10 protein-coding genes are annotated in these 13,122 nt (G+C 71.9%); 2 read left to right on the top strand and 8 right to left on the bottom strand.

Annotation, left to right across the window (positions count from 1 at the left end; translation table 11 throughout):
- Nucleotides 1-6: 6 nt before the first annotated feature.
- The 5 genes from OO68_RS20385 to OO68_RS20365 all read right to left on the bottom strand — a co-directional run bounded on the left by OO68_RS20385 (nt 7) and on the right by OO68_RS20365 (nt 4,947).
- Nucleotides 7-2,010 (bottom strand): copper resistance CopC/CopD family protein, encoded by a 2,004-nt coding sequence (locus OO68_RS20385; RefSeq protein ID WP_033309839.1) that lies wholly within the window; start codon nt 2,008-2,010, stop codon nt 7-9.
- 13 nt (nt 2,011-2,023) lie between these two features.
- Entirely contained in the window at nt 2,024-2,503 is a 480-nt protein-coding gene (locus OO68_RS20380) for a copper chaperone PCu(A)C (protein WP_033309838.1), read from the bottom strand.
- Complete coding sequence (locus OO68_RS20375; RefSeq protein ID WP_033309837.1) at nt 2,500-3,153, bottom strand: SCO family protein; 654 nt, start codon at nt 3,151-3,153, stop codon at nt 2,500-2,502. The genes OO68_RS20380 and OO68_RS20375 overlap by 4 nt, the downstream gene beginning before the upstream one ends.
- 91 nt (nt 3,154-3,244) lie before the next feature.
- Nucleotides 3,245-4,009: a YcnI family copper-binding membrane protein gene (locus OO68_RS20370; protein WP_033309836.1), complete on the bottom strand. Its 765-nt coding sequence runs from the start codon at nt 4,007-4,009 to the stop codon at nt 3,245-3,247.
- Nucleotides 4,010-4,128: 119 nt separating this feature from the next.
- Nucleotides 4,129-4,947 carry a hypothetical protein gene (locus OO68_RS20365; protein ID WP_033309835.1) on the bottom strand — a complete coding sequence of 273 codons (819 nt, stop codon included), beginning with the start codon at nt 4,945-4,947 and terminating at the stop codon, nt 4,129-4,131.
- 244 nt (nt 4,948-5,191) lie between these two features.
- On the opposite strand from OO68_RS20365, the gene OO68_RS20360 reads away from it, so the two are divergent.
- A complete protein-coding gene (locus tag OO68_RS20360; protein ID WP_033309834.1) occupies nt 5,192-5,656 on the top strand; it encodes an ATP-binding protein in 465 nt (154 codons plus the stop codon).
- Between the two features lie 59 nt (nt 5,657-5,715).
- On the opposite strand, the gene OO68_RS20355 is transcribed toward OO68_RS20360, so the two are convergent.
- From OO68_RS20355 to OO68_RS20345, 3 genes are all read right to left on the bottom strand, one after another.
- Nucleotides 5,716-8,709, bottom strand: coding sequence for a glycine--tRNA ligase (locus OO68_RS20355; protein ID WP_033309833.1), 2,994 nt, complete (start codon nt 8,707-8,709; stop codon nt 5,716-5,718).
- Between the two features lie 185 nt (nt 8,710-8,894).
- Entirely contained in the window at nt 8,895-10,358 is a 1,464-nt protein-coding gene (locus OO68_RS20350) for an aminopeptidase P family protein (RefSeq protein ID WP_033309832.1), read from the bottom strand.
- Between the two features lie 76 nt (nt 10,359-10,434).
- Entirely contained in the window at nt 10,435-11,949 is a 1,515-nt protein-coding gene (locus OO68_RS20345; protein WP_078625379.1) for a PP2C family protein-serine/threonine phosphatase, read from the bottom strand.
- A 504-nt stretch (nt 11,950-12,453) separates the two neighbouring features.
- Here OO68_RS20345 and OO68_RS20340 point away from each other — a divergent pair.
- A complete protein-coding gene (locus OO68_RS20340) occupies nt 12,454-13,116 on the top strand; it encodes a bifunctional DNA primase/polymerase (RefSeq protein WP_033309830.1) in 663 nt (220 codons plus the stop codon).
- The last annotated feature ends 6 nt before the right edge of the window (nt 13,117-13,122 follow it).

Below are 13,122 nucleotides of genomic sequence, written 5' to 3'. Positions count from 1 at the left end.
GGTCGTTCAGCCGATCTGCGCGTTCTTGGAGACGGTCACCTCGTCGATGTCGGAGGTCCGCACGGTCACGTCGACCTGCCAGTCGCCGGCCATGGGGATCTGCACTCCGTTCGCCGACCAGTGTCCGGTAGCGATGTGGTCGGGGACGACGGGCAGGGGCCCGATGTCCTTGGCTTTGAGGGTGAACTCGACCTTCACCTCGGGGATGTCGAAGGCCCGGCCGTTGGGCCGCTCCACGAAGACGTGCATCTCGTTGTCGCCGGCGCGCGCGGGGTCGAGGTCGATCGTGACGATGCCCTTGCCGTCCTCGCCGCCGGTGTCGAACGGCATGTTCAGGGTCAGCGCCCCGGACGCGCCCGTGTCGGACGAGGCGGACGCTGAGGAAGAGGAGGCCGCCTTCGCCTCCTGCTCGGTGCGTCCCGGCTCGGTCTGCGTCAGCACGGTGGTGACGGCGAGCAGCACGACCGCGATGCCGGCCTCGGCCAGCACGGAGCGCCGCAGTCCGAAGCGGTTCGGGTCCGCGTCCCGCATCCGCTTCTGCCGTGCGGCGTCCCGGGCCGCCTGCTGCCGGGCGAGCTGCGCGGCACGTTCGGCCCCGGGATGCTCGGCGGAGTCGGAGGCGGAGTCATGGTCGGAGGCGGTGTCGGTGTCGAGTTCGCTCGCGCCCGCGGCAGGGGCGTCCTTGGCACCGGCGCGAGTGGTGGCCACGTCCCCGGCGGGCTCCGCCCCGGCGCCGACCCGCTCCTTCTCGCGTACCGCCGCTGCCTCCACCGGCGCCGCCTCCGCCAGTCGTCCCGTCCACCGGCGGGAGATCCACGCGACGCCGACCATGACGACGACGAGTCCGATCTTGGCCAGCAGGAGCTGGCCGTAGCGGGTGTCGGTGAAGGCCGACCAGGAGCCGAGCTGGCGCCAGGACTGGTACGTGCCGGTCGCGATCAGGACGAGGACGCTGCCGAAGGCGACCTGGGAGAAGCGGCGTACGGCGGGCCGGTCGACGGGGGTGTCGGCGGGCGCGCGGTACAGGGAGACCAGGAGGGCGCCCAGTCCGCCGAGCCAGGCGGCGACGGCCAGCAGATGGAGCACGTCGACCGGCATGGCGATGCCCGCCTGGAGGCCGACCGAGGCGTGCTCGGACATCGCCCAGCTCGCCGCGAGCCCGGCCGCCACGACGACGCCGCCGATCGAGAGCCCGAAGGTCAGGTCCCGCTTCTCCTGGGCGTCCTCCCGCTTGTCATAGGACCCGAACAGCACGGCGATGAACAGGGCCGCCGCGGCGAGCAGCAACAGCCGGGACACCAGGGCCGCGCCGCTCTTGGTCTGGAGCACCTGCCCGAGCAGGGACAGGTCGAAGATGTCGGAGACCTTCCCGGAGCCCGTGAAGGAGCCGCGCAGGAGCAGCAGGGCGAGGGTCGACGCGGTGAGCGCGACCCACCCGGAGACGACGAACCGCTGCACCGGCCGCACCCCGGAACCGCGCTGCCAGCAGGCGAGCACGAAGGCGGCGCCGCCGGCCATCACGATGAACCCGGCGTACGACACGTAGCGGCCGAAGCCGTACAGCCAGCCCACGACCCCGTCGTCGGCCGACTCCCCGGAAACCGACACGGACGTCTTGGAGGGGGCGCCGATGGAGAAGGTGTAGGCGCCGGCGACGGGATGGCTGTCCGCCGAGACGACCTGGTAGGCCACGGTGTAGGTGCCATCGGGCAGACCCGGGTGGAGCGGCACGGCGTACGTCGTGCCGCTGACGTTGAAGGGCTTGCCGGTGTCGACGCGCTTGCCCTCGGGGTCGAGCACGCGCAGCGAGTCGTCGGACATCGCGACCTGCTCGGAGAAGGTGAGCGAGATCCGGGCCGGGGCCTTGTCGACCACCGCCCCCTGGCCGGGGTCGCTGCCGGTCACCGCGGCGTGCGCGGAGGCCGGGCCGGCTCCGGCGAGGAGTGCGCAGGCCGCGGCCAGGAGCAGCAGCACCAGTGTCCGGACGCGGGGGGCGATGGTCAGCGTCACAGGAGTCCCTCCCTCAGTGTCCGGTCTTCGGGGTGTAGGTCGCCGGCTTCACCGGGATCTCGACCTTCACGGGGTCGGAGTGGGCGAAGTGCAGCTCGACGGAGACCGTCTGGCCTTCCTTCGGCTTGCGCCTGAGCTGCTCGAACATCAGGTGGTCGCCGCCGCTCCTCAGCTCCAGCCGGCCGCCCGCGGGGATCTTCAGGCTCTTGACCTCCCGCATGGCCCCGTCGACGGTCTCGTGCACGGTGACCTGCCCGGCGATGTCGCTGGTGACGGAGGTCAGGTCGTCGGCGGCACCGCCCTTGTTGGTGATGGTGAGGAAGCCCGCCGCCATGTCGTCGGACACCGGCTGCGGCATGTACGCGGAGCCGACGGACAGCTCCGCCTTCCCGGAGCCGCTGCCGCCGGAGCCGCCCGAGTCCGCGCCGCCGCAGCCCGCCAGGGCCAGTGCCCCGGCTATGACGAAGGCCGCCGGGCCCGGTCGCCGCCTCACGGGTTCTCCCCCTTGACGATCTTGGGGAGGTCCTTGGTGTAGTCGTCGACGGTGGCGTCCTCGCCGTAGAGCACGTAGCCGCCGTCGGTCTTCGGGGAGAATGCGATGACCTGGGTGCCGTGCTCGGAGACGAGCTTGCCGTTCTTGTCCTTCTTCGTCGGCTCGATGGAGATGCCGAGGGTGCGGGCGCCGGCCTGGATGGTCGCGAAGTCGCCGGTGAGGCCGACGAAGCTGGGGTCGATGCCCTTGAGCCACTTGCCGAGTTCGGCCGAGGTGTCGCGCTTGGGGTCGGTGGTGACGAACACCACGCGCAGTTCGTCCTGCTCGGCCTTGGGCAGCTGCTTCTTGGCGACGGCGATGTTGTTCATCGTCAGCGGGCAGACGTCCGGGCAGTGGGTGTAGCCGAAGTAGATCAGCGTGGGCTTGCCCGCGGTCTCCTTGCGGAGGTCGTACTTCTTGCCCTGCGTGTCGGTGAGGACCAGGTCCGGCTTCTCGAACGGCTTGTCGAGGACGGTGGCGGCCTTGTCGGTACCGGCCTCCTCCGACACCACGGCGACGGGCTTGTTGCCGTCGTCGCCGCTGCCGCAGGCGGTCAGGGTCAGGGAGGCGGCGGCGAGCAGAGCGGCCGCCGCGAAGGTCTTGGTGCGCATAGAGAAATGTCCCAGATGTCGGTGACCCGGCGCGCACCGGGGTGTCCCGCCCGGGAGCGGGATCCGGCGCGCGCCGTCAACGGAAGCAGCCTCAGGCGGTGGTGCGCCGGCGCCCGGCGAGCACGCCGTAGGCGACACCGGCCGCGCCGACCACGATGCCGACGATGCCCAGGACGCGGGCGGTGGTGTCGGTGCCGTCGGAGGAGGCGGAGTCGGAGGCGGCGGTGTGGGCGGAGGCCTTCTCGGCCGACTCGGCGTCGGAGTCCTCGTCGGCCGCCGAGCCGTGGTGCCCGTCCTCGGAGGCAGCGGCCAGCTCCAGCACCGGGGCCGGGTTGTCGGGCTCCTCCTGGCCCTTCTGCGGCACCTCGATCCAGCGGACGACCTCCTTGTTGGAGTACGTCTGGAGGGCCTTGAAGACCAGCTGGTCGGTGTCCTCGGGCAGCTGGCCGACGGAGAGCGGGAACTTCTCGAAGTAGCCGGGCTCGATGCCCTTGCCGTCAGCGGTCCAGGTGACCTTGGTGACGGCTTCGGTGATCTTCTCGCCGTGCATCTCCAGCGGCTTGTCCAGCTTGGACTTGGTGACCTCGATCTTCCAGCCGGGCATGGGCTCCGGCATGACGGAGGCCAGCGGGTGGTCGGTCGGGAAGTTGACCTCGAGCTTGGTGGTCGAGGCGTCGTCACGCTCGTTGGGGACCTTGAAGTCCACGACCGCGTAGCCGCCCTTGGCGGCCGTGCCCTCGGGCTGCACGGTGACGTGCGCGAAGGCCGGGGCGGACAGGGCGAGGACGGTGATACCGGCGGCGGCACCGGCCGCGGCGATACGGGAAGCCTTCGCGGCGATACGGGAAGCCTTCATGGAAGGAGCACTCCGCTGTGATTCGGTCTGGATGTGGAAGGAGGGGTGCACGCACACGCGCGTGCCGCACGACGGCGGCCCCTCCTCCGCGGGAGCGGAGTGGTGGTGGTCGCGTCGCGTCAGGCGGCGAGGGCGAGTGCGGCTGAGGAAGCCGTGGCAGCCGGCGGGCCGCGACGGATCACCGAGTGCTGGAGTGCCAGGGTGCAAGGCATCGGGGGCGCGGGCCGCGCGGCGCACGCGGGGCGCGGGCGGGCCTCCGGGGCTCCCGGCAGCCCGGCGCGCAGGGCGCTTACCAGCGCGAGAGCGGCCCGCAGGGAGCGCATGAGCGCCCCCTCGGCGACTCCCTGCGCCGACAGTTCGGTGAGCCGCAGCAGCGCCAGATCGCCGTGGCGCAGCAGCCAGCCGGCGGCGAGCGCCGCGAGCACGTGACCGAGCAGCATCGGCAGGGACGGCCACAGCGAGGCCGACTCGGACAGGGAGTCCGCGGGCAGATGCGTGTGCGTGCCCGGAGACGGCTGGACCCGGGCTTCGGTGAGGATCCTGTGGGCCTGCGCGGGGCTGATCGCCGCCGCCGTCGTGCCGCACACGAACCGCGCGGCCTGCTGGACCAGCGCTGCGTCGCTTCCGCCCGCCGGCGCCGAGGACGTGACGGCGGCCGTACCGTGCTGGCCCAGGCCGAACAGCGTGTGCAGCACCGTCTGGCCGGCCGCGAGCATTCCGGCGATCCCCGCCAGCGAGCGCACGCGCCCGGCGAGCGGGGCCGCCACTGCGACCACCCCGAGGAACCCGGCGCCCAGCGTCCACAGCGGGATGCCGTCGCAGGAGGCGAGCGCGTGACCTGCCCCGGCCAGCACGACGCAGACCGCGGCGAACACCGCGGCCCGCAGGATCCGGAGCGTGTGTCCGGAGCGCGTCGCGCGCGCGTGGGGGGCAGTCATGGCGGGCTCATCATCGCACTGGCCCCGCAGGCCCCGTGCGGCAGGTCCACAAGATGCCCTACGACCGGAACGTCACGCTCTGGCCCCGCACGCCCCCAGATGCGCCGTTCTCTGCCCCCACATACACCGATCAGGACCAGCGCGCATCCGCCGTATGGGCGGCGTCACGTCAACTTCACGCTTACACACGGGCACTGAGGGCAATACGTAACGGTATGTCGAGCCGCAGCCAGGAGGCTGGAGCATGAGCATCTGGTGGTCACTCCATCTGCGGCGCGAAGCTGCGAGCGTGCCGCTCGCCCGCCGCCTGCTGATCGGCACCATGGAGACCGCGGGCGTCGATCCCGACATCTCCTACGACCTCTCCGTCGCCCTCAGCGAGGCCTGCGCGAACGCCGTGGAGCACGGCGGGGACACGGGGCGTGGCCCCGGTTCGGAGGCGTACCGGGTCACCGCGTACCTCGACGGCGAGAAGTGCCGGATCGAGGTGGCCGACGCGGGCCCGGGGTTCCCGGCGGCTTCCGCCGGGCGGTCCCGTCCGCCGCTCCGCCCCGCGCATTCCGACGCGGAGAACGGCAGGGGGCTGTGTCTCATCGAGGAGCTCGCCGATCACGTCCACATCGGCAACAAGCCGGGCCGGGGCGGGGCCGTGGTGAGCTTCGACAAGGTCCTGAAGTGGCGTTCCGGCGCACCACTGATGGCGGTCTGACCTCTCCGGCGGGGCGGTGTTTCACGTGAAACACCGCCCGTGACCCGGGGTGGGCGTCCCTACAGCGCGCCCCAGTCCAGCGTGGTACGCGCCAGCCCCGCCACCTCCGTCAGCAGCGCCAGCCGCGCCGCCCGGACCGCCGGGTCGGGGTCCATCACCAGCACCTCGTCGAAGAACGCGCCGATGGCCTCAACCAGCGGGGCGGAAACCTCGATCAGCGCGCCGAGATCGTCCTCCCGGCCCTGCAGCGCCTGCCGTACGGTCTGTGCGCTCTCAGCGAGACGCAGTTCCGCGGGCGCGGTCAGCAGGGAGGCGTCCGCCGCCTCGACACCGCCCTCCGGCAGGATGCGCACCACCCTCTGGAACGCGGCGGCGAGCGCCTCGAACGCCTCGCTGCCGATGTGCCGCTCCAGCGTGGCCAGCGTGCGATCGCCGTGGGCGGGCCGGTCGGCCCACACCAGCACGGCCTGGACGAGCCGGTGCTCGTGCCCGGCGTCGGTGAGCTGCTGCTCGTAGCGCCGGGTGATGAGCTCGGCGGCCTCGGCGACCCGCTCGGCGGGCACCTCGACGCCCTGCGCGGCATACCGGACGGCCGCCGCGCGCAGCCCCTCGCTCACCCGCACCCCGGCCACGGCGGGCAGGCTGCGCAGCACGTTGAGCAGCCCGATGGCGGCCCGGCGCACCCCGTACGGGTCGGAGCTGCCGGTCGGTGCGGCTCCGATCAGGAACATGCCCGTCACCAGGTCGAACCGGTCGGCCAGGGACAGCACGGCACCCGCGTCCCCGGCGGGCAGGGCGCCACCGGCGGAGCGGGGCAGCTCCATCTCGGCCAGCGCCCGGGCGACCTCCGGGGACTCGCCGGCCCGGCGGGCGTACTCCTCCGCTATGACCCCGGCCAGCCCGGAGAACTCGATCACCATCTGCGAAGCCAGGTCGAACTTGGCCAGCGCACCGGCCCGCCGCACGACCTCCACCGCCTCCTCCGGGAGCCCGGCCCGTCCGGCCAGGTCCTGGGCGAGGGAGGCGAGCCGGACCGCGCGGTCGGCGACCGTGCCGAGGCGGTCCTCGAAGGTCAGCTTGTCCAGCCGCCGCCGGAACTCCTCCGGCGCCACCTTCAGGTCCGCCCGCCAGAAGAACGCGGCGTCCTCGTAACGGGCCCGGAGCACCGCCTCGTTGCCCGCTCGCACCACGTCGTCGTCGCACAGGGCGTTGGCGAAGGTCACGAAGTGCGGCATGAGCCGCTCGCCGTCCAGCACCGGCAGATAGCGCTGGTGCTTGCGCATCACGGTGGTCAGGACGCTCGCGGGCAGTTCGAGGTAGCGCTCGTCGAACGAGCCGCGCACCGCGTACGGGAACTCCAGGATGTCGGTGATCTCGTCGATCAGCCCGGCCTGGCCCTCCACGTCGATGCGCCCGCCCACCTCGGCGGCGGCCTCCAGAGCACCGCGCACTACCGCCCCGCGCCGGGCGTCCCGGTCGAGCAGGATGCCGTGCATGTGCAGGAAGTGCGGGTAGCCCTCGGCGGAGGTCACCCGGACCTCGGGGTAGGGCGCCTGCCGCTGCACCCGTGTCGTGTCGCTCGCGGAGAGGGAGGAGACCACCACGGGCAGGGGAGTACGGCCCAGCAGCGCGAGCAGCCAGCGCACGGGACGCGAGAACGACAGCCCGGGATCGCTCCAGCGCATGTTGCGCCCGGCCCGCAGCCCGGAGACGACCTCGGCCAGCAGGTCGCTGAGCACCTCGACGGCCGGCCGGCCCTCCTCGTGCCGGGTCAGGGCCACGTACTCGACCCCGTTGACCTCGACGATCCGCACGTCCGTCGGTTCGGCGCCCTGGCTGCGTGCGAAGCCCTGCAACGCGGGGGTGGGGGCGCCGTCCTTGAAGGAGGCGGCGACCTTGGGCCCGCGCACGGTCTTCATGGTGTCCCGCTCGCGCGGCTGCACCCCGTCGACCGTGATCACGATCCGGCGGGGCGTGGCCATCACGGTGATCGCGCCGTGCCCCAGCCGGGTCGCGGCGAGCTTGGCGGTGACCGACTCGCGCACCGCTTCCGTGGTGGCGGGGACGTCGGCGTAGGGCAGTTCCTCCACCCCGATCTCGAACAGCAGCGTTTCGGTGCCGGGCACCTTGGGGAGCATGGCCCGCTCGGCAGGAGCCGGCGTCGCCGCCCGCCCGAGCGGGTGCTCCAGCGCGGCCCGCCGCCGCTCCCACAGCTTGGCCGTCTCGTGCGTCAGGCCGCGCATCAGCGAGAACGCCTTGGCGCGCTCGGTGGTGCTGATCGCGCCGCGTGCGTCGAGCACGTTGAAGGTGTGGCTGCACTTCAGCACGTAGGTGTACGCGGGGACCGGCAGTTCCAGGTCCAGCAGGCGCCGGGCCTCGGCCGCGTACGACTCGAACAGCCGGTGGTTGGTGTCGATGTCCGCGTCGTCGAGGTAGTAGCGGCTCATCTCGTACTCGTTCTGCCCGAACACCTCGCCGTACGTGATGCCCGGCGCGTACGCGATGTCCTTGAAGTGGGACACGCCCTGAAGGTTCATCAGGATGCGTTCGAGGCCGTACGTGATCTCCACCGACACCGGGTCGAGCGCGACGCCGCCGACCTGCTGGAAGTAGGTGAACTGGGTGATCTCCATGCCGTCCAGCCAGACCTCCCAGCCCAGCCCCCAGGCGCCGAGGGCGGGCGAGGCCCAGTTGTCCTCGACGAACCGCACGTCGTGGGCGTTCAGGTCGACACCGAGGGCCCGGAGGCTGCCCAGGTAGAGCTCCTGCGGGTTGCCCGGGTCCGGCTTGAGGATCACCTGGAACTGGGTGTGGGTCTGGAGCCGGTTGGGGTTCTCGCCGTAGCGCGAGTCGTCGGGCCGCACGCTCGGCTCCACGTAGGCGACGCTCCACGGCTCGGGACCGAGCACCCGCAGCGCCGTGGCCGGGTTGGCCGTACCGGCTCCGACCTCGGTGTTCAGCGGCTGCGTGATCATGCAGCCGTTGTCGCTCCAGTACTTCTGCAGGGTGAGGATGGCGTCCTGCATGGTCAGCGCCGTCGATACGTTCTTCATGGTGATCGCGCCCGTTCCCCGAGTCGGCCCGGCAAGGTCGGCCATGATCTCATACGTCAACTAGCGCTGACCTGCTGTTTCTTGACCGACCGGTCGGACGCGGTCCCTGGGATGGACCGCGGGCCCTCAGCGCTGAGGGGCGCGGGGAACTGCGCGGCGAGCCACAGGTCACCCGCACCCGGAACTCAGCCCTTGAGCGACGCCATCCACGCCTCGACTTCATCCGAACGCCGAGGCAGCGCCGCGCTCAGATTCCGGTTCCCGTCCTCCGTCACGAGGATGTCGTCCTCGATCCGCACCCCGATACCCCGGTACTCCTCCGGCACCGTGAGGTCATCGGCCTGGAAGTACAGACCGGGCTCCACGGTCAGGCACATCCCCGGCTCCAGGACACCGTCGACGTACGCCTCGACCCGCGCGGCAGCGCAGTCGTGCACGTCCATGCCGAGCATGTGCCCGGTCCCGTGCAGCGTCCAGCGCCGCTGCAACCCGAGCTCCAGCACGCGCTCCACCGGCCCTTCGACCAGCCCCCACTCGACGAGCTTCTCGGCCAGCACCCGCTGCGCGGCGTCGTGGAAGTCGCGGTACTTCGCGCCCGGCTTCACCGCCGCGATCCCGGCCTCCTGGGCCTCGTACACGGCGTCGTAGATCTTGCGCTGGATCTCGTCGAACCGCCCGTTGATCGGCAGCGTGCGCGTGACGTCGGCCGTGTAGTACGTGTGTGTCTCCACGCCCGCGTCGAGCAGCAGCAGGTCGCCCGACCGCACGGGCCCGTCGTTGCGCACCCAGTGCAGCGTGCAGGCGTGCGGCCCGGCGGCGGCGATCGTGCCGTAGCCGACGTCGTTGCCCTCCACGCGCGCGCGGAGGAAGAACGTGCCCTCGATGTACCGCTCGGAGGTCGCCTCGGCCTTGTCGAGGACCTTCACCACGTCCTCGAAGCCGCGCACGGTCGAGTCGACCGCCTTCTGCAGCTCGCCGATCTCGAACCCGTCCTTGACCAGGCGCGCCTCGGAGAGGAAGACCCGCAGCTCCTCGTCGCGCTCGGCGGTGACCTTGTCGGTCAGGGCCGCCTCGATGCCGGCGTCGTAGCCGCGCACGACCCGCACCGGCCCGGTGGCCTCGCGCAGGGCACCGGGCAGCTCGCGCACGTCGGAGGCGGGGATGCCGTACAGCGTCCCGGCCTCGGTGAGGGAGTGCCGGCGTCCGACCCACAGCTCGCCCTGGCCGTCCAGCCAGAACTCGCCGTTCTCCCGGTCGGAGCGCGGCAGGAGGTAGATCGTCGCCTCGTGGCCCTCGGCCGTGGGCTCCAGGACGAGGACGCCGTCCTCGGTCTGGTTGCCGGTGAGGTACGCGTACTCGACGGAGGCGCGGAAGGCGTACTCGGTGTCGTTCGAGCGGGTCTTCAGATTGCCCGCGGGGATCACCAGGCGCTCGCCCGGGAAGCGCGCGGAGAGCGCGGCCCGGCGGGCGGCGGTCTCGGCGGCCTGGGCGATGGGCTGCAGGTCCCGCAGCTCGGTGTCGGCCCAGCCGCTCTTCATGTTCTCGGCCAGCTCGTCGGACACGCCCGGGTACAGTCCGTTCTTCCGCTGCTTGATCGGCTCTTCGCTCTCGTCCGGGGTCTCCGGGATGAGCTCCTCGGCCACGGTCATCCTCCTCGATACGGCACTGGACCGTCCTCCACTGTACGGCGGCCCGGAAGCGGCCTCAGGGCGATGACCACGAGCGTTACTCGAACCGGGCCGCCAGCACGACGACGTCCTCTGCACCCTCCGCGGCGTCCAGCCCGTCCGGCAGCACGCTCCGCAGGACGTGATCGGCGATCGCGCCGGGGTCGCCGCGCAGGGCCCGGGGCACTCCGGCCGCGGCCGCGTGCAGCCGGGCGAAGGCGCGGTCCGTGGCCTCGCCCATGCGGTGCAGCAGACCGTCGGTGTAGAGCAGAACGGTCTCTCCGGGCTCGGCGAGGATCTCCACGCTGGGCGCCTCCCAGCACGCGAGCATGCCGAGCGGGGCCGAGACGGACGTCTCCACGAACTCGGTCCGGCGCTGTCCGATCAGCAGCGGCGGGCTGTGCCCGGCACCGGCCAGCGTGATCTTGCGTGCGGCCGGTTCGCAGTAGCCGAACAGGGCGGTGGCCGAGCGGGCCGGTTCGGTCAGCCGCAGCAGCAGCTCCAGGTCGGACAGGACGGCGACCGGGTCCTCCCCCTCCATCACGGCGTAGGCGCGCAGCGACGCCCGCAGCCGCCCCATCGCCGCTACGGCGCTCGGGCCCGACCCGGTGACGGATCCGACGGCGAGACCGAGGGCCGCGTCGGGCAGCGGCAGGGCGTCGTACCAGTCGCCGCCGCCGCGCGGGCCGGTGCGGTGCCGGGCGGCGAGCTGGACGCCGGCGACCCGGGGCAGCCGGGCGGGCAGCAGCTCGTCCGCCATCGTCGCCATAGACGTGCGGGTGCGTTCCAGTTCCAGGAGGCGGGCCAGGTGCTCGGCGGCGTACCGCGCGTAGAGGCCGGCGAGATGGCGCTGCCGCTCGCCCGGTTCGGCGGGTTCGTCGTAGAGCCACACGGCGACGCCGAGGCGGCCCGCGGTGTCGGTGGTGAGGGGGAGGGCGTAGCTGGCGGCGTAGCCGAGGCGGGCCGCGACCTCGCGGTGGCGGGGGTCGAGCCCCTCCACGGCGAACAGGTCCGGTTCGGCGATGCCGCCCTCGCCGCCGGCCAGCCCGTCGAGGATCCGGCCGTAGGACAGGGCGCTGCGGGGCACTGTCTCGATGTGGCCGAGGTCGGCGCGGGCGAGGCCGAGGCCGATGGTGGTGTCCGGGCCGTGACCGTCGCCCGGTTCCAGGACGAGGAGGCCGCGCCGGGCGCCCACGAGGGCGGCGCCGGCCCGCAGCAGTTCCTGGAGGGCCTCGTCGAGCGCAGCCGTGCGGGCCAGGCGTTCGGTGAGTTCGTGCAGGGTGGTGAGGTCGGAGACCCAGCCGGCCAGGCGGTCCTGGAGCACCGCACCGGGAGGGGTCGGGGGGTTCGCGGGAGCGGCCGGGGACGCACCCGCCGCGACGGGCGCGACAGTGTGTGCGGGTGCCGGAACCGTTGAATCGATTCCAGCCACTTTCGGAGGGTGCGGAGCGTTCATGGCGTCCGGCCTTCCAACCGGTACGTACTGCTCAAAAGCATCGCAAACCCCCATGTCATTCTGCGTCGCTAGCAGTGTCTCCACATGTACACGCACTCGTGAGGAGATGTCCAGCATTGTCCTGCCGGGATTCCTGGTGTCCATGAGGACCGGGAGAACAACTCCCCTTCCTCTTGCGGAAATGCAAAGTTGGCTTAAAACTGCCTCAGGGGACGGCTTATTGCGGTCGACTGGGCTTGCTCGACGGAGCGTCACAACGGTCGTGATGGGTACGTACTCGGTGAAGGCCAGGGGTGGTTGGGAACCACCCGGAACCTGGTGACGGAACCGGGCGTCCTATCCACCGACGACCGTGCCCCATCCTCCCGTGGCGGAGGCGGAGAGAAATACGCGCGACGGCAAACGCCATACTTCGCCACCCCTACGCCACGCCCGTGCTTTCGGCAGACGCAGTATGGGCGGGACGGCCGCGGAGGCAGCCCGAAGCTCGACCCATAGGGGTTCCCCTTGCTTTCAGCAGGGGTGTGATGCGCCAACAGGTACGCACAGTGAAGTGATCGACACATGATGTGATGTGGACCACGGTGTTGCCAGGCGTGCAACGGAAAGGAACGAGCGCTCATGCGCGAGATCCTCGGAAGGCGACGCAGGCTCCTGTCCCAGCGCAGCGAGGGGCCTGAGCTGATCGGCGCGGCCCTGACCTACGCGACGGAATGGCAGTGGCCCGTACTCCCGGGCGTGGCGGCGGACCCGCAGGGGCATTCCCGCTGCAGCTGCCCCGACCCCGACTGCACGGTGCCCGGCGCCCACCCCTTCGACCCCGGCCTCCTCGCGGCCACCACCGACGAACGCATGGTGCGCTGGTGGTGGGGCAACCGGCCGTCGGCGCCGATCGTCCTGGCCACCGGCGGCCACGCGCCCTGCGCGGTGTCGCTGCCGGCCCTGCCGGCCGCCCGCGCCCTCAAGGCGCTCGACGAGATGGGCATGCGGCTCGGCCCCGTCGTCGCCTCCCCCGCCCGCTGGGCGATCCTCGTCAAGCCGTACTCCATGGAGGAGCTCGGCGAACTGCTCTACGCCAAGGACTTCGTGCCCGGCTCCCTCCGCTTCCACGGCGAGGGCGGCTACCTGGCCCTGCCCCCGTCCGGGACGGGCCAGGGCGGGATCCGCTGGGAGCGCGCGCCGCTGCCCGGTTCGCCCTCGCCGTGGGTGCCCGATGTCGAGGCCGTGGTGGACGCCGTCGTCGAAGCCCTCACTCGTACGGGTGTGAGCGCGCCCGAGTTGTAAGGCTGT

The sequence above is a fragment of the Streptomyces iakyrus genome, from assembly GCF_000717055.1.
GTDB lineage: Bacteria > Actinomycetota > Actinomycetes > Streptomycetales > Streptomycetaceae > Streptomyces > Streptomyces iakyrus.
This window is presented reverse-complemented; position numbering and strand designations above follow the sequence as displayed.